The sequence below is a fragment of the Parabacteroides sp. CT06 genome (assembly GCF_002257605.1).
Taxonomy (GTDB): domain Bacteria; phylum Bacteroidota; class Bacteroidia; order Bacteroidales; family Tannerellaceae; genus Parabacteroides; species Parabacteroides distasonis.
Genome location: NZ_CP022754.1, coordinates 4,088,221 through 4,110,989 on the forward strand (window position 1 = coordinate 4,088,221; position 22,769 = coordinate 4,110,989).

Below are 22,769 nucleotides of genomic sequence, written 5' to 3' on the forward strand. Positions count from 1 at the left end.
TCGATACGGGAGAAATTAAAAATTCGATTCGGAAGAAAATAAACTTTCATCCGAACGAAAACAAAATTCCTTCCGAAGGAAAAATAAATCTCTTTCGGAAGGAACAATAAGCTTCTTTATTTGTTTTTTCTTTAGAGTGGAACCGGGCCACCCTTCCATTAGTTTGCCATTTCAGACAAGAACTTGATACGGACCAAGCGAATCTCCTCTTCCGTATAGTCACCGCCTAATTCCTCGATGGCGTCTTCCAGACCGTCGGTCTCCGAATCCTTGAAATACTCGTAAATATCCTCGATATGATCCTCATCCATCACATCATTCAAGAAATAATCGATATTGATACGTGTACCGGAATATACGATTGCCTCGATCTCATCCAAAAGCTCGGTGAACTCAAGTCCGTTAGTCAACGCGATCTCGTCCAGCGCCACCTTACGGTCGATCCGCTGAATGATTGAGACCTTCAACTTGGACTTATTAGCGACCGTACGTACGCGCAAATCCTCCGGACGCTCAATCTCGTTCTCCTCTACATGTTTCTTGATCAACTCAATGAACTCCTTGCCATAACGTTTCGCCTTACCAGCGCCCACTCCCGGGATATTCTGCAACTCGTCCAACGTGATCGGATAAGTAGTAGCCATAGCCTCCAAAGAGGGATCTTGGAAAATCACGAAAGGCGGAACTTCCAACCGCTTGGATAATTTCTTACGCAAATCCTTCATCATGGAATAAAGAACCGGATCTACCGCACAAGAGGCGCCCCCACGAACCGGAACTTCCTCTTCCTCTTCCTCGAATTCATTGTCCTCGGTAATCTTGAACGATACCGGCTTCTTCATGAACTCCTTACCTTTTTCCGTGATTTTCAGCAAACCATAATTCTCAATATCCTTCGCTAAATAGCCAGCGATTAAAGCCTGACGAATAACGGCGTTCCAAGTTTTATCATCCTCGTCCTGTCCGGAACCGAAGACCTCTAATTCATTGTGCTTGTAATTTTGGATTTCGGAGGTTTCGTTACCTACCAAAATATTTACGATATAATCTGCCTTAAACTTTTCTTTCAACGTACTGATAACCTCCAGTACCGCACTTAACAATTCCTTCGCTTCCACCTGCTTCTTTGGGTTCAAACAATTATCACAATTACCACAATTATCTTCCAGGTATTCCTCACCGAAATAATGCAATAGCACTTTTCTCCGGCAGACGGAAGTCTCGGCATAGGCCGCAGTCTCTAAAAGCAACTGTTTGCCGATTTCCTGTTCGGCCACGGGCTTTCCTTGCATGAATTTCTCCAATTTTTGCAAGTCCTTATAAGCATAGAAAGCGATACATTGGCCTTCTCCGCCATCCCTACCGGCACGACCGGTTTCCTGGTAATAACCTTCTAGGCTCTTCGGGATATCGTAATGAATCACATAACGGACATCCGGCTTGTCGATACCCATACCGAAAGCGATCGTAGCCACGATCACATCCACCTGTTCCATCAGGAAGGCATCCTGATTGGCGGAACGTACTTGCGAATCCATTCCCGCATGGTAAGGCAACGCCTTTATCCCGTTGGCTTTCAAGATGTCGGCAAATTCCTCCACCTTTTTACGGCTCAAACAATATACGATACCCGATTTACCCTCGTTGGCTTTAATATACTTAATGATCTCGCGGTCTATATTCGTTCCTTTCGGACGAACCTCATAATACAAATTAGAGCGGTTGAAGGATGATTTAAAGACTGTAGCGTCTATCATACCCAGATTCTTCTGGATATCGTGCTGCACCTTAGGTGTAGCGGTAGCGGTCAGAGCGATTAACGGACGTTTACCGATCTCATTGATAATCGGACGGATTCTTCGATATTCCGGACGGAAATCATGTCCCCATTCCGAGATACAATGCGCCTCGTCCACCGCATAGAAAGAGATCTTTACCTGACGCAGAAAATCCACGTTCTCTTCCTTGGTCAAGGACTCCGGTGCTACATACAGCAACTTGGTACGTCCTGATAATATATCCGATTTCACCTGGTCGATAGCCGACTTATTCAAAGAGGAATTGATAAAATGGGCGACCCCATCTTCCTCACTGAAATTCCGCATCGCGTCCACCTGATTCTTCATCAAAGCGATCAACGGAGATATCACGATCGCGGTTCCTTCCATTAGTATGGATGGTAATTGATAACAAAGAGATTTACCTCCCCCCGTCGGCATTAATACAAAAGTATCCTTCCCGGCCAGCACGTTCTCAATAATAGCCTTCTGGTTCCCCTTAAAGGTACCGAAGCCAAAGTGCCGATTTAGCTCTTCTGTTAAATGATCCTTCTTTGCCATACTTCGTATTATTTATAGTAAACCGCCTACGTTTACGCGACCTGTAAACGGTTCACGTCCGATTTTTCAAATTTCTCTTTCGCATACTCCAACGTTACATGGAGTTCCTTTACTTTTTGAGATGGCATACTGTACATAGCGTCCATCATCACGGCTTCTACGATTGAACGTAACCCACGGGCACCCAGCTTAAACTCAAGCGCCTTATCCACGATAAACTCATAGACTTTCTCATCGAACGTCAGCTTAATGCCATCCATCTCGAACAATTTGACGTATTGCTTGATAATGGAGTTCTTCGGCTCGGTCAAGATGTTACGAAGCGTATCACGATCCAGCGGATTCAGATACGTGAGGATAGGTAAACGACCGATAATCTCCGGGATCAAGCCAAACGACTTCAAATCAGTCGGGGTGATGTATTTCAGTAAATTATTCCGGTCTACGGTAGCCGTATCCAAACTAGCCGAATAACCGACCACACGGGTATTTAAGCGTTGAGCGATCTTCTTTTCGATTCCATCGAAAGCACCACCGCAAACGAACAGGATATTCTTCGTATCCACCGCAATCATCTTTTGCTCCGGATGCTTACGTCCCCCCTGAGGAGGCACATTCACGATCGATCCTTCTAGAAGTTTCAGCAAACCTTGCTGTACACCCTCACCGCTGACATCCCGAGTGATAGACGGATTATCGCTCTTACGTGCGATCTTATCGATCTCATCGATGAAGACGATACCCCGTTGGGCCGCCTCCACATCATAATCCGCCGCTTGCAATAGCCGGGTCAAGATACTCTCGATATCCTCCCCCACGTAACCTGCCTCGGTAAGTACCGTAGCGTCCACGATAGCGAACGGGACATGCAATAACTTAGCGATCGTACGGGCTAACAAAGTCTTGCCCGTACCGGTAGCGCCCACCATGATAATATTAGATTTCTCAATCTCTACATCATCGGCGGTAACCTTTTGAAGTAAACGCTTGTAATGGTTGTACACCGATACCGACAGATAACGCTTCGCATCATCCTGCCCGATCACGTACTGATCCAAGAAAGTCTTGATATCTTCCGGTTTAGGCAGATCTTTCTGCTTCAAACCAAAAGAAGTTTTCTTACCTCCTGTCTGCTCCTTTACGATCTCATACGCCTGCCGGGCACAATCATCGCAAATACAACCAGAGATCCCATTGATAAGCAAATTAACATCACGGCTACTCCTGCCGCAAAACGTACATGTATCGCCTGTTGTTTTGGCCATAGTTTCTTATTGTTGTTTTTGTTATTTACGTGTTAAAACATCGTCGATCATGCCATACTTTTTCGCTTCCTCCGCGGTCATCCAGAAATCACGGTCGCCATCGCGCTCGATCTCCTCATAGGGTCTACCTGAATGATCCGAGATTATGGTGTACAGTTCTTTCTTAACCTTCAAGATCTCGCGAGCGGTAATCTCGATGTCTGAAGCCTGTCCTTGTACGCCGCCAAGCGGTTGATGGATCATTACACGGGAGTGCTTCAAGCCGAAACGTTTTCCCTTGGTTCCCGCCACCAATAAGACAGACGCCATAGAGGCGGCCATACCCGTACAAATCGTAGATACGTCGCTGGAGATAAACTGCATCGTGTCGTAAATGCCGTAGCCCGCATATACAGAGCCACCCGGCGAATTGATATAAATAGAGATATCCTTTCCGGGATCACTGGAATCCAGATACAACAACTGCGCTTGAATCACGTTAGCGGTATAATCATCCACTTGCGTGCCCAAGAAAATAATACGGTCCATCATCAACCGAGAGAAGACATCCATTTGAGCGACATTCAGCTGTCGTTCCTCTATAATTGTCGGGGAGATATAGCTACTGGAGATGTTCATATAACTATCCAGAGCCGTACCACTCATACCTAAATGCTTTGTAGCATACTTTCTAAAATCTTCCATATTTTCTCCTATCTTTTATTTACCGAGAAGACGTAAAAAGGGATTTCCCTCTGTGACTTAACGGAAAAACAAAGTTATAAATAAATTTCTGAAAGAAACAATTTATTTCGCTATCCGCTAAGATATTTTTAGAGAGAAATCCCTTTTTTGATATAAAACAACCTCCTAAGAGGCCGAGTAAAGATCTTTTTATTCAAAAAGTTTGTTGAACTCGTCAGCGGTTACCTCCTTAACATCAAGTTCCACTTGCTCTTTCAACCAAGCAGCCAATTTCTCCTCAACCGCACGGTCGATGATGTTCTGAAGTGTTTGCTTATTTTTCAACATGTCTTTAGCGTAGTTGTCAAGTACATCCTCAGGTACAGACAACATGCCGTATTGAGCGAACTGAGCCTTAGCCACACGTTTAGCGAAGTTCTCGATGTCAGCGTCCTCAACCTTCAAGCCGTTCTTCTTAACCAAGTTCTCCTTGATCAACTGATATTTCAAATCCTGAAGGATCTGAGGGAAGTCCTCGTCGATCTTCTCTTTCGTATTCTTCTCGTTAGCGGCAAGCAACCAACGTTTCAATAAATCGTCAGCGAAATTCAACTCACCAGCTCTCTCAACCAACATATCACGAGTATCCGTCAAGAACTTGAAGTCACTCTGAGGAGCGAATTGCTCTGCCAAAGCTTCCTTGATCTTGTTCTTGAATTCTTCCTCGCTGGTAACCACGTTCTCGCCAAATACCTTGTCGAACAACTCTTGGTTCATCTCTGCGTCTTTATGACGGGTGATCTCCTTGATCTCAAAGCTAAAGTCGCCTGTAGTCTCAGCCACTTTCTCTTTATCGATCTTCAAGAAAGAAGCGATCTCTGCCTCAGCACCCTCGTAAGCCTTATTCGGGTTGAATACCACTACGGCATTTACTTTAGCACCGATAAATTTAGCTTTTTCTTCCTCATCCTTGATATACATAGGCATCAAGACAGCATCCTCAACAACGATACCACCTTCTTTCGGGGCACCATTCTCAAGCTCGGCTACCGTACCTTTTACCATATCTTTTTCCTCAACCTCGTCTACCTTGTCGTAAGAACCGAAGTTTGAGCGATAAGCGTTTACTTGGTTATTTAGCATTTCTTCATCGATAGCGACTTGATAGAACGGAAGTTTATCGTTCTTGCTCAACTCGATATTGATCTCCGGAGCCAAAGCCACGTCAAAACAGAATTCGAAATCCTCTTCCTTATCGAAATCCAACGGCTTTTGCTCAGTCTCGTTAGGCATCGGCTCGCCTAAGATATGCAAATCGTTCTCACGGATATACTTGAACAGATTCTCAGAAACTAATTTGTTTATCTCCTCTACCAGCACGTGCTTTCCGTACATTTTTTTAACCATGCCCATAGGAACCATGCCCTTACGGAAACCCGGTACATTGGCTTTCTGACGAAGGCTACGCAGGCTCTTGTCTACCTGATCAGCATAGTCAGCTTTCACTATTTCTAATTTCACGATACCGCTTACGGCATCATTGTTTTTAAGCGAAACGTTCATTCTGAATGATTTATTTAATTAATAGTCGTATCGAATTTTAGGTCGCAAAATTAGACTTATTCTTTTAATCGTGCAAATTTTGATCTGTTTTTATTCTTTTGTTTATATTTGGCGGCAATTATTTACCCTTTGAATGAATCATTATGAGAATAAAAGGAATATATGCTACCCGTCCGGCGATAATCCAACTTTTGATCCTCTTGCTATTCTTATTGGCTGGAGCCGTTTTATCATCTATTATATCCACGGGCTTATTACTCGCGACCCACGGTTTACAGGCTGATATAACCCAAGACGCTAATTTAATGAGGCTCATTCAGTTCATCTCGGCGATCTGTACCTTTTTGCTACCATCTATCGCCATGGCTTGGATATGTAGTGACAATCCCCGCCATTATCTATCAGTCAAGAAAATCACAGACGGCAGGATCTGGATTCTCACCTTAGTTTGCGTGTTCTTATTTTCTCCGGTTATCAATTTGCTAGGATTGCTCAACAAGCAGATGGAGTTACCCGCGTTTATGGCTCCTATCGAGGAATGGATGCGGGCGCAAGAAACCCTCGCCGAACAACTGACGACGATCCTGTTATCCAGCGATAGCCTTTGGGTAATCCTGGCCAACCTTATCGTTATCGCCGTTACGGCCGGGATAACCGAGGAGTTCCTGTTCAGAGGAGCCTTGCAACGAGTGATCGGGAAATGGACCTCCAACCCTCATACGATCATATGGGTCGCCGCCATACTATTTAGCGCCTTCCATTTACAATTTTACGGATTCTTGCCCCGGATGATACTCGGAGCCTATTTCGGCTATCTACTCTATTGGAGCAAGAGCATCTGGATACCGGTGTTCGCCCACTTTGTCAATAATGCTTTCGCCGTAATAGGGATGTCGGACAGTCGTCTCAAGGATAACGAGTTTATCACAGGCAATATTCCCGCCGAGCATCTTTTGGACTTTTGTCTTATCGCCGCCTTATCTTTCCTGCTGTTCATACTGGTAAACAGGCGATTGAAACGACTGCTATAAGTCTTTCTTACGCAGCACGAAGTCTTTTCCCAAATATTTCTCGCGCACGATCTCGTTCTCGGCTAGTTGTTCGGCGGTTCCTTGGAAAAGGACTTTTCCCTCGAACAGAAGATAGGCCCGGTCACAAATACTCAATGTCTCGTACACATTGTGGTCGGTAATCAAGATTCCGATATTCTTATGTTTCAAGCGAGCCACGATTGTCTGGATATCTTGTACGGCGATCGGGTCTACACCGGCGAAAGGCTCATCCAACATAATGAACTTCGGATCGATCGCCAGACAGCGGGCAATCTCCGCACGACGCCGCTCTCCACCCGAAAGTTGGTCTCCCAAGTTTTTACGAACCTTATTCAAACCGAACTCTGAAATCAAGCTTTCCAGTTTCTCTTTTTGGTACTCAACGCTACGTCCCGTCATCTCCAAGACCGAGCGGATATTATCTTCCACCGTCATTTTCCGGAAAATCGAAGCCTCTTGCGCCAGATAGCCAATGCCGTTGCGAGCCCGCTTATAGACCGGGAATTTCGTAATCTCCATGTCATTCAAGAAGATCTTACCCTCGTTAGGAGTGACCAAACCTACTGTCATATAAAAGGTGGTCGTCTTTCCCGCTCCGTTCGGACCAAGCAAACCAACGATCTCCCCTTGTTTCACGTTAATCGATACATGATTCACGACCGTACGAGTCCTATATTTCTTTACCAAGTCCTCCGTACGGAGCACCATTCGTTGTTCGTCAGACATAAGCTACTTAAAAATTTAACGCGAATGTACGTGATAATCCGCAGATCTACATCACATACATTCGCAAAAAAGCGATAAGAGAATTTAATAACTCCACTCAGATTGCCACTCGATCACGGGTTGCTCCCCCTCGAATCGGATAGGAAGCCAGATATAACGTCCGTCTATAGCGTTCTCCGGAGTCCAACGATCTCCCATATAAATAAAGCGATCCGCATGGCCGGGTACAGGCAATACGTACGTGCTCTGAGAATAAAACGACACCTCCGAGTTCTCTCCCCTAAACGGATTTTCCAATTCCTTCCAAGGTCCCCAAATCGAGGAAGCGACGGCCGATCGTCCCGCATTCGGAGCCCAGCCCGTACAGCCGGACATAATCAAATAATATTTCCCCTTCTGTTTGAACAAGGCTGGAGCTTCCATGAAACGCCCCGGGAAGAAACGGGCGTACTTACCGGAATAACTCGTATAATCATCGGTCAGCTGCGATATATGCAAGGTACTATTCTCTTCCGAGGAATAAATATGATAAGCGATGCCATCGTCATCCACGAAAAGGTTCATATCCCTAGCCATTTGTCCGGAGATCTGGTCACGCCCCAATAAATTCAAGCTATCCGGATGGGCTGGTAACTCTCCACCGCTAAAACGTAGATCTGCGGAAAGCGTACAAGGTTGCTTATGTAGTTCCTGTACATTAACCGGCCAAAAACCGGCATTCGGACGGAAAGCGTTTACGAACGAGTAAGGCCCCGCCACGTTTTTACTGACAGCCACTCCACTCAATGCTCCCGAATAGCCAGCACCTCTCGGCTCTAAATGAAACCACATTACATATTGATCATTCTTTTTATTATAAATCACTTTCGGACGCTCCAACACGCATCCCTTAGCAATATGGCTCGTCGTATCATCCGGCACGACCGATAAGGCGATTCCCTCGTCTTTCCAATTATATAAATCTTTCGACGAATAGCAATGAACGCCTACTTGAGCCAGATTTCCAGCCGAGCCCTCCGTTTTATGCTCACCAAACCAATAATAAGTATCCCCGACCCGTAGAATACCGCCACCATGAGCGTTTATATGTACCCCCTTACCATCCGGCCAAATCTCCCCCGGCTTAAAAGATAGATCCTTCCGCTGGCAAGCGACACATAAACACAGCAAACCGATCACTCCTAAAAGAATTCGCTTCATAAAAGTATTTTTTAGTATTAAAAAAGCAAACATAATTAAAAAAGAGGATGTGGCAAACTTTAATACCAGAGGATTCACAAATAAAACCAATCTTGTTTCTAAGATGTTATATGGTTATTAGTGAATTTTACGCTATCTTTGCAAGTTGAAATCAGAAATTTATCAAGATAAAAATGAATAAAGCATTACACAGAATGGGTGAGTATACCCTACTGATGATGAAGAGTATAACACTTCCAGACCGGTGGAGTATGTTCTTTAAGCAATTGATCAAAGAGATATACAAGCTAGGCGTGGATTCTCTTTGGATTGTCATAATCATCTCGGTCTTTATCGGTACGGTTATCGCCATCCAGATCTCCTTGAATATCAGTTCCCCCTTGATTCCTAAGTTTACGATCGGCTATACCACCCGTGAGATTATCTTGCTGGAATTCTCTTCCTCTATCATGGCACTAATCCTAGCGGGTAAAGTAGGCAGTAATATCGCCTCCGAGATCGGAACCATGCGAGTCACCGAGCAGATAGACGCCATGGAAATCATGGGTGTTAATTCAGCCAACTTCCTGATCCTTCCGAAAATGCTCGGTTTGATGATCTTTATTCCGGTATTGGTTATCTTCAGTATGTTCACCGGTATCATGGGCGGCATATTCGCCAGTTACTCAACGAGTACGGGAATGACTCCTTCCTCGTTCGAGTACGGTTTGCAATTCTACTTCAACGAATTTTACATTTGGTATTCTATTATCAAATCCGTAGTATATGCGTTCATCATCTCATCCATCGCCGCCTATTTTGGCTATAACGTAAAGGGAGGCGCCCTAGAGGTAGGTAAGGCAAGTACGAATGCCGTGGTCATGAGCAGTATCATGATTTTACTTGCCGACGTAATATTAACCCATTTAATGCTTACTTAAAAATGATCGAAGTTAAGAATATAACGAAGTCTTTCGATGGACGTGTCGTCTTGAAAGATATAAGTACGACGTTCGAGGATGGTAAGACGAATCTGATCATCGGACGAAGCGGTTCGGGTAAAACGGTAATGATCAAGAATATCATCGGGTTAATGAAACCTGATACCGGACAGATATTATACGACGGCAGAGACTTGATCACGATGAACAAGCATGAGTTAAATATGCTGCGTCGGGAAATGGGTATGTTGTTCCAAGGTTCCGCTTTATTCGACAGCATGACGGTAATGGAAAACGTAATGTTTCCTTTAGATATGTTCTCTAAAGACTCAACGAAAGAGCGCAGGAAACGTGCGGAATTCTGTTTGGAACGTGTAAACTTGTCCGAGGCTGGACATCTATATCCTTCCGAGATCAGTGGAGGTATGATGAAACGTGCCGCCATCGCAAGAGCGATCTCCCTAAATCCTAAATACCTGTTCTGCGATGAGCCGAACTCCGGACTAGACCCCAAGACTTCTCTATTGATTGATGATTTGATTCACGACATTACGGTGGAGTACAATATGACGACCGTTATCAATACCCACGACATGAACTCCGTGATGAATATTGGTGATAATATCATCTTTATTAAGGAAGGCGTGAAGGAATGGCAAGGAACAAAAGAGCAGGTAATCACCTCTAATAACCAAGCGTTGAACGATTTCATCTTCGCATCCGACCTGTTCAGGAAAGTAAAAGAAGTAGAAATGCTCCAAGAGGAAGGGTAAGTTAACATACTTGGCAAAGCATCTTAACTTAAATGGCAAAGTATCTTAACATACTTCGCCATTTAAGCCAGCTTACTTTTTCCACTTATTTTTTATAGACCAAACACGTCCTTGATCTTATCTGCATAATCCAATTTCTCCCATGTGAATAACTCCACATCACAAATAACCGGCTTCTGCAAATAACGGGAAGAGAATGTCTTCGTCACCGTCTGGGGCTTGCGTCCCATATGACCATAAGAAGCGGTCTCGAAATAAATCGGGTTACGCAATTTCAAACGCTCCTCGATCGCTTTCGGACGCATATCGAAGATATCCCAGATCTTAGCGGCGATCTCTCCGTCTGTCATATTCACCTTCGCACGGCCAAAAGTATTCACGAAAATATTCATCGGTTTAGCCACACCGATCGCATAAGACACCTGTACCAGCATCTCATCCGCCACACCGGCGGCAACCATATTCTTAGCGATATGACGAGCGGCGTAAGCAGCCGAACGGTCTACCTTGGATGGGTCCTTTCCAGAGAAAGCACCACCGCCATGAGCGCCTTTGCCACCGTATGTATCCACGATGATCTTACGACCGGTCAAACCGGTATCACCGTGAGGACCACCGATCACGAACTTACCGGTCGGGTTCACGTGATAAATGATATTATCATTAAACAAAGCCTGTACATGAGCCGGATATTGAGCCTTCACACGAGGTATCAATATCTTCTTCACGTCTAAGGCGATCCTCTTTTGCATAGCCTCATCCGCTTCCTTCTGTGAAATACCTTTCGGACCGATAAACTCATCATGCTGCGTGGATACCACAATCGTATCGATACGCAACGGCTTACCGTTATCATCGTATTCAATCGTAACCTGACTCTTAGCGTCCGGACGTAAATAAGGCATCAAATCCGGTTCTTCCTTACGGATCTTCGCCAATTCCCATAATAAACTATGAGATAAGTCCAACGCCAAAGGCATGTAATTCTCAGTCTCATTAGTAGCATAACCGAACATCATACCTTGGTCGCCGGCACCCTGCTCATAGGGATCCGCACGCTCTACGCCACGGTTGATGTCGCCACTCTGCTCATGGATAGAAGAGAACACACCACATGACTTCGCTTCAAACTGGTACTCGCTTTTCGTGTAACCAATCTTCTCGATCACGCCACGTGCCACTTCCTGCACATCCACATACGCACTTGATTTAACTTCTCCAGCCAAGACAACCTGTCCGGTTGTAACAAGGGTTTCGCAAGCAACTTTCGAATTCTTGTCATACGCCAAGAACTCATCCAGCAAAGCATCCGATATTTGATCGGCTACTTTATCGGGGTGCCCTTCAGACACCGATTCGGAGGTGAATAAATAACTCATCGTTTTAAATTGAAAAGATTACTAATCTACAACTGAATTGAACTTGGAAGGATTTTTCTGCCGGACGGCAACGAAAAGGATATGTTTTTAGCATTTTTTCCCGTGGTTGCAAGCAATACAAATCTATCCACGTCAATTCATTCGCAAAGATACGCAATAATTGAGAACTGAAAGTTTAAAATTGAGAATTATTTCTTCTTTTTGGAATTACGTAAGGCTTTTTTATATTTAAAGCCAGCCTTCCATTTCGCTGAATCAGAGCCATGTGTCCCTTTCAGGAAATCAGAGAACTTGATTTTCTTACCACTCGGATCCGTTGCCTCACCTTTCGCTTTCTTGAAAACGATCCCTTGCGTCATCGCTTTATTAATTTCTTTATTCATAACTCAAATCTCGTAGTTCATAATAAAAACTTATAATTCGGATAAAAGTTCACGCATCGTCTTGCCAAACACAGGATGTTTCACCAACGGAGCTACTTCTGCCAACGGTTCCATAACAAACGACCGTTTGTGCATCAGAGGGTGCGGTAGCGTCAGCCGCTCCGTATGCAGGATTTGCTCATCCACCATTAACAGATCGATATCGATGATACGGTCATGATACGCACCGTCACTTTTTTCGATACGTCCCATCTCGATCTCGATCAAACGGGTAGCGTCTAATAATTCCATAGGGGAAAGTTCCGTTGTCATAACGATCACGGCGTTCAAGAAAGTGTTGTCCGATTCAAATCCCCAAGGCTCCGTCTCATACATATCAGAAAGGGCAAGAACATCTCCCACCCTTTCAGCCAACAGCGCCGCCGCTGTCACCAAATTTTCTCGTTTATTGCCTACGTTCGTACCTAATCCAAGGTAAGCTGTCGCCATAGAAACCGGATTAAAGGATTAGCATAGCGTCGCCGTAAGCACCGAAACGATATTTCTCTTTCAAAGCGATATCGTAAGCGTCCATGATCAACTCATAACCACCGAAAGAAGCTGTCATCATCAATAATGTAGACAACGGCATGTGGAAATTTGTCACCATGCTGGTAGCCACGCTGAAATCATACGGAGGGAAGATAAACTTATTCGTCCAGCCCTCGAACTCTTTCAGATGACCATCCGTACTTACGGCCGTCTCGATCGCACGCATCACGGAAGTTCCGACCGCACAAACCTTGTGCCCCTCATCCTTTCCCTTGTTCACGATATCCACTACATCGGCATTTACGACCATTTGCTCAGAATCCATCTTATGCTTTGTCAAATCTTCCACGTCGATCTCACGGAAATTACCCAAGCCCGAATGCAATGTCAAGAAAGCGAACTGGCAATCCTTGATCTCCAAACGTTTCATCAACTCACGGCTAAAATGCAATCCCGCGGCAGGAGCCACAACCGCACCTTCTTCCGCGGCGAAAATATTCTGATAACGATCCTCGTCTTCCGGTTCCACCTCACGTTCGATATACTTAGGCAGCGGAGTCTCGCCCAAGGCATACAAAGCCTTCTTAAACTCGTCGTGGTTCCCGTCATATAAGAAACGGAGCGTACGACCCCGCGAAGTCGTATTATCAATTACCTCCGCGACCATGGAATCATCCTCGCCAAAGTATAACTTATTACCGATACGGATCTTACGAGCCGGATCCACCAATACGTCCCACAAACGTAAGTCCTCGTTCAGCTCGCGCAACAAGAACACCTCGATACGCGCCCCTGTTTTCTCCTTGTTACCGTACAAGCGAGCGGGGAAAACTTTCGTGTTATTAAAGATAAACACGTCACCTTTTCCATAATAGTCTAGAATATCCTTGAATTCGCGGTGCTCGATCTCACCCGTATCACGATGAACGACCATCAACCTCGACTCATCTCTGTTCTTCGCCGGATGTAAAGCGATTAATTCCGACGGTAAGTTAAATTTGAATTTCGAAAGCTTCATAATGCACTCTATTTATTTTTCTTCTTCTATTTTTACCACATTCTTCTCTAAGAAATCATCAATCTCCTCTGGAGACATACACATATCCAAGGTTACCTCTCCGATGCGAGTCCGTTCCAAACCAATCAAATGAGCGCCGGAATTCAAGGCCTTCCCGATATCACGAGCCAACGCACGAATATAGGTACCTTTGCTACATACCACCCGTATCTTTATAACAGGCAAATCACACTCCAGCAACTCCAGTTCGTCTATAACCAATGTCTTGGATTTTAGTTCAACCTCCTCTCCTTTCCTGGCTAGCTCATAAGCACGTTTACCTTCGATTTTGCAAGCGGAGAACACCGGGGGAATCTGTTGGATCGTACCCACGAATGTCTTTAAAACCTCCTCCACGAGCTCACGGGTTATATGTTCCGTGGGATACACGGCGTCTATCTCTTTCTCCAAATCGAAAGACGGGGTAGTCTCTCCCAACTTCAACGTAGCGATATATTCCTTCGTCTGATATTGAAACTCATCGATCCGCTTCGTAGCCCTCCCGGTACAAACGATCATCACACCTGTAGCCAAGGGATCCAGTGTCCCCGCATGTCCAACTTTAATCTTCTTTACCTTCAGTTTCCGACTTAGCTTATAGCGAAATTTGTTAACTAGGTCAAAAGAAGTCCACGTTAGCGGTTTATTAAAATATAAAATCTCTCCAGCTATAAAATCCATTCTTTATTTAAGTAATGTACAAGCAATTGTCACCAATCCCGCGATCGCGCAATAGATAGCGAAATAAATCAGTTTCCCCTTTTTCACGATGTTGATCATCCATTTACAGGCCACGCAACCGGAAACAAAAGCGGCCACGAAACCTACCGCTAATGATAACGCAGGAATGTCCCCGGCCACATCTTCACCTTTCACCATCTTCATCACATCCAACAACGCCTCTCCCAAGATCGGAGGTATTACCATCAAGAAAGAAAACTGGGCCAGTTTCGCCTTATTATTTCCCAATAACAAACCGGTAGCGATCGTTGATCCGGAACGTGACAAACCCGGCATCACGGCGCAAGCCTGAGCCAGACCGATAATAAAAGCGTCTTTCATCGAGATCGACTCTTTCTGGCGTGGTTTGGCATAATACGAAAATGCCAGCAAAGCCGCCGTCAATAGCAGCATACAACCAACGACCAATAAACCCGATCCAAAGATTTGTTCTACCGTATCTTTAAAGAATACCCCAACGATCCCGATCGGAATCATGGAAATCAAGATATTGATCACATACTTCGTCTCCGCGTTCATCTGAAATTTAAACAAACCACGGAATATCCAATCGATTTCCTTCCATAAAACCACTAACGTACTGAATACGGTCGCCACATGCACGACGATAGTAAACGCGAGATTCTCCTCTCCCTCTATACCAAACAAAGCGGAACCAATCGCTAAATGACCGCTACTGCTCACCGGCAGATATTCGGTCAATCCCTGTACGATACCCAGTATCAAGGCCTCAAACCAACTCATTCTGTTACTTCTTTATCTTTGCTATTCTTCAAGATTCCAAAAATCATCATCACGAAACCAATAACCGTAACCACCGGAGCTACCACGATACGGCGGGCGCTGAATATATCGGGATTGAACGTATTATCCCCGGAACCTCCACCACTCATCAATATGAAACCAAGCACGATGCAGGCAACCGCTACCGCAATCAGTATAAAATTCTCTTTTCCGAAAGCAAAATCTCTTTTAGCCATCTTTCTCAACTCTTTATTATTCGTACATTAAATATAATACAACTTATCGACCCCCATCCGCAAATATTTATTCACGGCAAAAATGGTCGCGATCACGGACAAGACAATACCTAAAGCAAACACTGCCACATAAACCAATAATAATGTCTGCATATCCAATATCTGGATAAAACCTTTCAATTCATTTTGCAAATAATATAACGCTCCGGTTAGCATCAATATTGCCAAGATAGAGGCGAAAATGCCACTTACTATGTTATATTTCACAAAAGGCCTACGTATAAAGCCGAAAGTAGCCCCCACTAGCTTCATCGTATGAATTAAGAATCGTTTGGAATAAATCAACAGGCGAATCGTATTACTGATCAACACGAACGAGATAATCATCAGTACCGCAGCCAAGGTTAGCAGGATCAAGCCCAACCGCTTCATATTATTATGGACCATCTCCATCATATCCTTTCGGTAAAGCAGCTCCGAGACCGACGTATAGTTTCTAATCTTCTTCTCTATCACTTGGAGGCTATCGGGGTTGGCGTACTCCGAATGCAGTTTCACCTCAATCGAGGCCTGTAAAGGGTTAAAGCCTAAGAAGGTTTCCGGATTCTCGCCCAGTTCTTCTTCCAACTCTTTCGCGGCTTGCTCTTTCGATATATACTCGGTTGATTTTATAAAAGGAAGAGCATCCAAGCTCTTCTGCATTTTCTTTATCTCAGTTTCTTTTTGGTTATCTTTCAGCACGATGGAGAAAGATAAGTTCTCTTTCACATAAACGGAGAGTTTATTACCCAACATCCCTATCAATAGAATGAGTCCTAGCAAGAATAGTACCAAGGAGATACTAATAACAGACGTAAGCCGGGAGTTAAAGAAAGAAACAGAACTAACTTTTTTATTTTCAGCCATCAGACTCTCACTTATTAACGTTAAATAAATTAAGGAGATGCGTACAGAGAACACACCTCCCAATTTTCTTGCAAAAGAACGAATAAAATAAGTAAGCCGAAAGGGTTTTAGAATATTTAACCTCTACAACTCTAACAAAGGCTATTCGTACATATACAATATATAGATTATTTCTGATTGAATACCAAGTCCAACCCTTGACTTCTATAGAATCCGAAACGGGTATCACTTGAAATAAGCGGTAGATGTTCCGTTATGGCATGCGCAATAATTACGTGGTCTGAGGGATCTTTGTGTCCCTGCGCCTCATTGATCTCCATATGCGCATACGTTTGCATATGTTCTTTTTTCAATGGCAATATTTTCACATAAAACTCCTTTTCTATGGCGACGATCATCGCTTCTGCCGACTTCCATCGTTTAGAACACAGTCCTTTATTTCGATAAGCGACAATCAGCTCACGTACGGACTCGGCACTTATATAAAGAAGGGTTTCCGGATCTTGGATAATAGCATCTATATTCCTATTTAGATATTCGGGATCAGATGCCATATATACAAAAATATTCGTGTCAATGAGATATCGCATTTACAGTAAAAATTTGGGGTCATTTACAATCAGACTTCCCTTTAACCGCTGCATAGCTTCCCATGTCTTACTTACCTTTCTTTTTCCAGTCTTCGCCACAGTTGTTTTAGTTTTGGCATTTTCTTCCTTTTTCTTTTCTTCATTTTTTTCCATAAGGCTTTCTGTTTTAATTTTCTATGATACAAAGATAACGTTTTATTTAATTATATCAGAACAAAAACAGATAAAGTAAAGCTTCTAGGATAAAAAAGAAGGCCGCCGGAACAAGATGTTCCTAGCGGCCTTCCCCAACATTAAAGACTCAAGGGTTAGTATTTTTTAATGATATTGCTAGCGAACGTTTACTTTCGTAGTCATGCGCTTTCCATTCTCGATAATCTCCACCAGATAGATGCCGGTAGATACCGGGATACGGGTAGTTCCGATAATTGAGTCGCCATACAGGCTAACTCCAGTCACCGCTATGATACGGATCGAGATTGGACGGGCCGGATGAACGGTTATCGCACCTCGCTCGCAATAGATTTGATGATCGTTGATGATTTGCTCGATACCTACCGTACCGGAGACAGTTACCACACAAGACGCCGTCTTGTTGCCGTCATCGGTAGCCACGGTAATCTTACAGGTACCGATCTTCAGCGCAGTAACGACACCATCCGCGTCAACAGTAGCCACCGTCTCGTCGCTGCTGCTCCAAGAGACGGTTTTCATAGTGGCGTTATCAGGGGTAACTTTCGCTTGCAAGGCAAAAGATTCACCTACGGCCAATGCCTTGGACGTGATATTCAAAGAAACTCCCGTAACAGCCACATCTGTTCCCGGAGGTGTAGAAACCGGCTTGAACTCTGCCATAATAGCCAAGGACTTATCGACTTCAATCTCTACAGGCGAAGTCGTATACTTCTCTTCGCCTATTTGAATAACGGCCAATTCATAATCCGGATAGGCTTCCGCCTCAACGGTTAGCTTAGTCGCTTCCGCCACAGCGGTTCCACTCGTTATCTCGGTCTTCTCACCCTCACCCTTCAACATATAGACTTTCAAAGAGCCATTTTCCGGTTGAGCGAACGTGATAACTAACGCATCCGAACTTTTCACCGTAACCTCCGCTTCCGTAGTCGCATCCTCATAATTCGGATCATACGACGTGAAGATCACTTTCTTTTTCTGGTTATCGCCGGGTTTCAATATAGCTGACGCGTCAGCCCATTCAAATTTACCGGATATGGTAGTCCCATCTTTGGCTTTCGCTACACCACCGGACAATACGGACTCTGAGAGGGCTTGGCCTTCCGTGATCTCCGAAGCGGTCGGAGCGGTCAGAGCGTTCAAATCCACTTTCGCCTTATTGATAACCATTCTCTTTCCTTGGATGTCATTAGCGAAAGGTGCCCAATCATCATCACCCGCATACGATACCACTACTAAGTAAGTGCCGGCATTCATCGGGGTTGCCACTGATCCGTCCAGATTCGTATACTTAACCGTCACGTTTTTCGGATATGGTTTTGCCAATATATCATCCAATCCGACCAAATGGATCGAACCGTCGTATGTGAACGACAAGGGCTCGGTATCCTTCATCTTCACCTCCTGCTTTTTTTCAAATAGAGGGGTGAGAGTAATGGCATTACTCATCGTTACCGTCCGCTCAACATTTGTTCTGTTATCTTCCTTCCATTTTATGAACCGCTCGTTTGCGCCCGGGACCGCTCTCAACCTTAACTCCGTACCTTCGGGGAAGGTACGAGTAGCGACCACCAAGCCGCCGTTCGTTACTTCCGTATTCTCCGTGGTTAGCGCAAAGCTGTTTTCGACAGATCCCCTCAGGATCGAGTAATCAACCGGATTGTAATTTTTAGAGTCAAGCGGCATAAAGCGCAAGCGGTTAACCGCATTCTCTTTGAGGCTTCCGGAGATCTCGCTACCTGTGGCCGCACGGAGAGCCGATCTCTGTTCTGATGGATTCCAGATCGCTCCCGCAAAATCTTGGGTAAGCTCGGCTGTTACCGTATTCCCTTCTACGGAAGGTTCCTCCAGCAAGGCCATGTCCGCTTTAGTGATTATCAATTGGGAGGTTACATTTTCTACTTTCTTGTATAAGTCATCCTCGGCGCGACTAATCGTCACGTCATACGTGCCGGCCGATTTCGGGTTGTCCAAAGGCGCTCCGCCTAGGCTATAGGAGACATCGAAATTCAGGCCGGAATATCCCTCCAGCCTTACGCTGAAACTTCTCGATAGCTTATTATAGACAAGCGTCTGGGGTGCCTTCTCTATCAAGCCTGACAAATCCTTCTTCTCCACGAAATTGGCGGTGACTGTCATCGGGCCCGTCACCGTGAAGCTCTCGCCGGACTTGATCTCGGTAGAGTTCACCATCAAGCTCACGAAGCGATACCCCTCATTGACCGTGACCGTGGCGGTCAATGTTTTTTTGTAGTCCATGCCTGAATTCTCATCGACTTCCACACCTTCAGACTTTAATACGATCGTTCCGGCACCCTCAAGATTCATCGCCTTTTTGACCTCGAATTGCGCAAGTCCAAACGTGACATCCACCTTGACCTCTTCCTTGCCTACCGTGAATGTGCTATCGGCGGGCGAGTAAATCGCGCCCTCCACCTTTACGGAGTTCATCTTATAACCATAATCCGCCTTCGTGATCACTTTCACTTTCACGTCCTCATTCACCGCGTCACCCGGAGTGATAGGCGCCTTCGTCTTCGTGTTTATCAAGGCTACGCTACCGTTTAGAGATGAGCCCACCTTTACCAGATGACCGCTCACGATCCTCTCGAAAGTCACAGCGATATCCGCATCTTGGATCAGCGTATACGAGCCGTTATTCACCAACGCGTCGTTTACCTTTACCGCTTGGACCTTGTAGCCGGCCTTCGGCTCGACCGTGATCGTCAATAAGGTTCCTTGCAACCACTTCTTTCCACTCGTGACACGCTCGCCATTGGCATATACATTCAACGAGCCATTCGACGGGGTATCAAAAGTCACCTCATACTCGATCGGGGCGAACTCGGCGCTTATATTACGGTTCTTGGTCGCCTCCAGCGTACGATTGGCGGAGGTATTCCCATCGCTCCACTTCACGAACACATAGTTCTTATCCGCGATGGCGGTCGCTGTCAACCGGGAATAGCCCGCGTACCGGTCATTGGCCGTACGGCCTTCCAGCTTGACACTTCCGTTACTGCCGGCCGTTACCAACATCGTATAGACAGGTACGACGCCTCTCAACTTGATAAACGTATCTTTCACCGCATACAACGGGCTGCTAGGCTCATATATCAACCCATATTCCGTTGACTCCTCCGCGGAGATGGTGTCGTTCGGGTTCTTCCATGAGAACGTACCGGAAGTAGAGCCTCCCGTCAACACGTAAGCGGACAAGGACTGTCCTTCCTCAATACGACCCGAGATAGTGGGCAATACCAGATTTTCCACCTCTTTCTTGCTCTCCACCACTAACGTAACCGTATCAGAGAGGCTACGGTATGTCAAGTCCTCCGCACGGCTCAAACGGGCCTTATAAGAACCCACAGCCAGCGTGGAAGGCAATGTCGTAACCCAAGCCGTACCGCTCAATTGATATTCGATCTTGATATCCTCCACAGCACTTGTTACCGTGACCGGCTTGATGGAGCCGACCGTCTGGACAAGGTTGTTAGCCACGAACCTCACCGTATCCTTGGAGACGAACGCAAAAGTATAGCTATCGCCACTCGTCAGACTAGGAGTCGTGTACGTGTAAGAGGTATTTCCATTAGCATACGTTCCCTTGATCTTCGAGATATCCACGTCCGAAGAGGCTTGCTTAATAGCCCCTAGCCTATAGTTGGCATTCGATACGATCGAAAAAATGACGGGCTTACCGTAAGCGATCTCACCACCGCTAATGATGTCCTTGTTGTCCATCTTGGCGGTAACCGTGCCCTGTCCACCATCGACAGCGTAAGCCAAGGTATTGGCATTACGGATCGTAAACGTTTTAGAGGAATCCTCTAACGCGGCATACTCCATGGTCTCCGGACTAAATAAGACGATCTTATAAGCTCCGACTATCTGCGGTAACGTGGAAGTCTCCGAACCATCGGCCGCACGATATCGAGCCACTTGTCCCGCTATTTCCGGCGTAAACTTAATAACCGGCAAATTCTTCCCGGCCACGATCTCGTCTTTTGTCGCCGAAGAACCTGTTACACTCACGGAAATCGTTTTCTTCGCGGCGAAACCTACTGACAAGGTCGTAGAGGCGGTTAACGAGGCGGTCGTATAGGTATAAGAGATCGTGTTATCCTTATTTAGCGCGCCTTTTGGCAAGGCTGATACCGCAGTTCCATTCACAACAATCTTATTCAATAGAAATCCGGGGTTAGCGATAATTGTAAATACGGCAGGTTGCCCGTTAATGATCTCGTTACCGCTTGCCATGTCCGTAGAGCCCATCTTGGCGGTAACCGTACCTTGTCCGGCCGTTTCCACGTTATAATTTAATACATTCGCTTTAGATACCGTAAACTTCATGTTCTCATCCTTCAAGGCGGCATATTCCGCGGTCTCGGGACTGGTCGCGACGATCGTGTAAACACCATCCGCCGCAGGAAGTTTATCGGATAAAGCTCCGGAAGCGTTCTTATATTGAACCTTCTGCCCCGCTATCGTATTGGGGGTAAATGTGATAACCGGAAGATTCTTACCAGCCAAAACCTCATCCTTCGTGGCAGATAATGGATTGGCTGTTACAGATACGGTTTTCTTCGCGGCAAATCGCACGTCAATAACCGTAGAAGCGGTCAACGCCGATGTCGTATAATCCGCATAGGAAGTCTCATTCGTAGAAGAATTAAAAGTTCCTTTCGGCAAAGTCACCTCATTATTATCTACGGTAAGTCTGCTCAACACATAACCGGGCTTGGAGGCAATCTTCAATACGGCTGGCTTATTATAAACGATCTCATCACCACTGGCGATAATGGAGCCATCCATAGAAGCGGTTACAGATCCTTGCGCCTCCTCAAACGAGTAAGAAAGCGTATGGGGCGGTTGTACCTTGAATAGAATCTCCTTGTTTATGGCGGCTTGCGTATCAGTCTCCGACTTGGTTACGACAACATAATAAAGTCCAGCCTTTTCGGGTAGTTCATCCGTCAAAGCAGCAGAGCCATCCTCCCTGTATTGTACTTTATACCCCGTAATAACCGGGTCAAAAGTAACCTTGGGCAAATTTACCTTCGCCCTTATCTCATCCAAGGTGGCATACTCAGGAGAGATCGTGACTGTCACCTGCTCTTTCGCCTTGAACACCGCCTTGATTTCCGTACTACCGGTCAAAGCGGTGGAAGTATAGGAATAGGTGGTCGTATTATCATTTTGAAAAGTACCGCTCGGCAACGTGCCAATAGTAGCCGTATTCATCGTTATATCCGACAGGACATATCCGGGCTTCGCCGTGATCGTGAAAACAGGTTTACTATTATATGCCACCTTGGAACCCGTGGCTACCGTACTGGTTATGGTTCCTTGATCCGTATTCGCCGAGCTATAATTCAATGTCACCTTGAACGTCGGAAGATCCGGGGCGGAACGTAAATCTGAATCTTGCGCATGTACCTGTGCCATCGCGATGACAGCAAGGAATATCGCTAATATACTCTTTTTCATGTTTATCTTTGTTTTAATC

20 protein-coding genes are annotated in these 22,769 nt (G+C 45.4%); 3 read left to right on the top strand and 17 right to left on the bottom strand.

The features are described from left to right. Positions 1-158: 158 nt before the first annotated feature. From recQ to tig, 4 genes are all read right to left on the bottom strand, one after another. On the bottom strand, positions 159-2,339 hold the full coding sequence (gene recQ, locus CI960_RS18185) for a DNA helicase RecQ (protein WP_094582520.1): 2,181 nt from the start codon (positions 2,337-2,339) through the stop codon (positions 159-161). Positions 2,340-2,371: 32 nt separating this feature from the next. Further along, positions 2,372-3,604: an ATP-dependent Clp protease ATP-binding subunit ClpX gene (gene clpX, locus CI960_RS18190; protein WP_005853934.1), complete on the bottom strand. Its 1,233-nt coding sequence runs from the start codon at positions 3,602-3,604 to the stop codon at positions 2,372-2,374. A gap of 21 nt (positions 3,605-3,625) precedes the next feature. Further along, positions 3,626-4,288, bottom strand: coding sequence for an ATP-dependent Clp endopeptidase proteolytic subunit ClpP (clpP, locus tag CI960_RS18195; RefSeq protein WP_005853931.1), 663 nt, complete (start codon positions 4,286-4,288; stop codon positions 3,626-3,628). Positions 4,289-4,477: 189 nt separating this feature from the next. Beyond that, positions 4,478-5,830, bottom strand: coding sequence for a trigger factor (gene tig, locus CI960_RS18200; protein WP_005853929.1), 1,353 nt, complete (start codon positions 5,828-5,830; stop codon positions 4,478-4,480). A gap of 143 nt (positions 5,831-5,973) precedes the next feature. Between tig and CI960_RS18205 the strand changes: the two genes are divergently transcribed. Beyond that, positions 5,974-6,861, top strand: a complete 888-nt coding sequence (locus CI960_RS18205; RefSeq protein ID WP_005853926.1) for a CPBP family intramembrane glutamic endopeptidase — start codon at positions 5,974-5,976, stop codon at positions 6,859-6,861. On the opposite strand, the gene lptB is transcribed toward CI960_RS18205, so the two are convergent. Next, positions 6,856-7,608 carry an LPS export ABC transporter ATP-binding protein gene (lptB, locus tag CI960_RS18210; protein ID WP_005853924.1) on the bottom strand — a complete coding sequence of 251 codons (753 nt, stop codon included), beginning with the start codon at positions 7,606-7,608 and terminating at the stop codon, positions 6,856-6,858. The two genes, CI960_RS18205 and lptB, sit on opposite strands and share 6 nt — an antisense overlap. An 84-nt stretch (positions 7,609-7,692) precedes the next feature. Beyond that, positions 7,693-8,808 carry a glycoside hydrolase family 43 protein gene (locus CI960_RS18215; RefSeq protein ID WP_005853922.1) on the bottom strand — a complete coding sequence of 372 codons (1,116 nt, stop codon included), beginning with the start codon at positions 8,806-8,808 and terminating at the stop codon, positions 7,693-7,695. 173 nt (positions 8,809-8,981) lie between these two features. Between CI960_RS18215 and CI960_RS18220 the strand changes: the two genes are divergently transcribed. Further along, on the top strand, positions 8,982-9,728 hold the full coding sequence (locus CI960_RS18220; protein WP_008773770.1) for an ABC transporter permease: 747 nt from the start codon (positions 8,982-8,984) through the stop codon (positions 9,726-9,728). A gap of 2 nt (positions 9,729-9,730) precedes the next feature. Further along, positions 9,731-10,501, top strand: a complete 771-nt coding sequence (locus CI960_RS18225) for an ABC transporter ATP-binding protein (protein WP_005853918.1) — start codon at positions 9,731-9,733, stop codon at positions 10,499-10,501. 92 nt (positions 10,502-10,593) lie between these two features. Here the strand turns inward: CI960_RS18225 and metK are convergent, their stop codons facing one another. From metK to CI960_RS18275, 11 genes are all read right to left on the bottom strand, one after another. Further along, positions 10,594-11,880, bottom strand: coding sequence for a methionine adenosyltransferase (gene metK, locus CI960_RS18230; RefSeq protein WP_005853916.1), 1,287 nt, complete (start codon positions 11,878-11,880; stop codon positions 10,594-10,596). A 188-nt stretch (positions 11,881-12,068) separates the two neighbouring features. Further along, a complete protein-coding gene (locus CI960_RS18235; RefSeq protein WP_008773773.1) occupies positions 12,069-12,263 on the bottom strand; it encodes a hypothetical protein in 195 nt (64 codons plus the stop codon). Between the two features lie 30 nt (positions 12,264-12,293). Next, positions 12,294-12,752, bottom strand: coding sequence for a 2-amino-4-hydroxy-6-hydroxymethyldihydropteridine diphosphokinase (gene folK / locus CI960_RS18240; protein WP_005853912.1), 459 nt, complete (start codon positions 12,750-12,752; stop codon positions 12,294-12,296). A 10-nt stretch (positions 12,753-12,762) separates the two neighbouring features. After that, on the bottom strand, positions 12,763-13,812 hold the full coding sequence (queA, locus tag CI960_RS18245) for a tRNA preQ1(34) S-adenosylmethionine ribosyltransferase-isomerase QueA (RefSeq protein ID WP_005853911.1): 1,050 nt from the start codon (positions 13,810-13,812) through the stop codon (positions 12,763-12,765). Between the two features lie 12 nt (positions 13,813-13,824). Next, positions 13,825-14,532, bottom strand: a complete 708-nt coding sequence (gene truB, locus CI960_RS18250) for a tRNA pseudouridine(55) synthase TruB (protein ID WP_005853910.1) — start codon at positions 14,530-14,532, stop codon at positions 13,825-13,827. 3 nt (positions 14,533-14,535) lie between these two features. After that, a complete protein-coding gene (locus tag CI960_RS18255) occupies positions 14,536-15,336 on the bottom strand; it encodes an undecaprenyl-diphosphate phosphatase (RefSeq protein ID WP_005853909.1) in 801 nt (266 codons plus the stop codon). Continuing rightward, entirely contained in the window at positions 15,333-15,572 is a 240-nt protein-coding gene (locus CI960_RS18260) for a DUF3098 domain-containing protein (protein ID WP_005853907.1), read from the bottom strand. Before CI960_RS18260 ends, CI960_RS18255 begins: the two co-directional genes overlap by 4 nt. A 27-nt stretch (positions 15,573-15,599) precedes the next feature. Further along, positions 15,600-16,478, bottom strand: coding sequence for an ABC transporter permease (locus CI960_RS18265; protein WP_094582522.1), 879 nt, complete (start codon positions 16,476-16,478; stop codon positions 15,600-15,602). 167 nt (positions 16,479-16,645) lie between these two features. After that, positions 16,646-17,032, bottom strand: a complete 387-nt coding sequence (locus CI960_RS18270; RefSeq protein WP_232520542.1) for a PIN domain-containing protein — start codon at positions 17,030-17,032, stop codon at positions 16,646-16,648. Positions 17,033-17,068: 36 nt separating this feature from the next. Beyond that, a complete protein-coding gene (locus CI960_RS23495; protein WP_005853901.1) occupies positions 17,069-17,221 on the bottom strand; it encodes a hypothetical protein in 153 nt (50 codons plus the stop codon). Between the two features lie 177 nt (positions 17,222-17,398). Continuing rightward, entirely contained in the window at positions 17,399-22,750 is a 5,352-nt protein-coding gene (locus CI960_RS18275) for an Ig-like domain-containing protein (protein WP_005853899.1), read from the bottom strand. Positions 22,751-22,769: the final 19 nt, after the last annotated feature.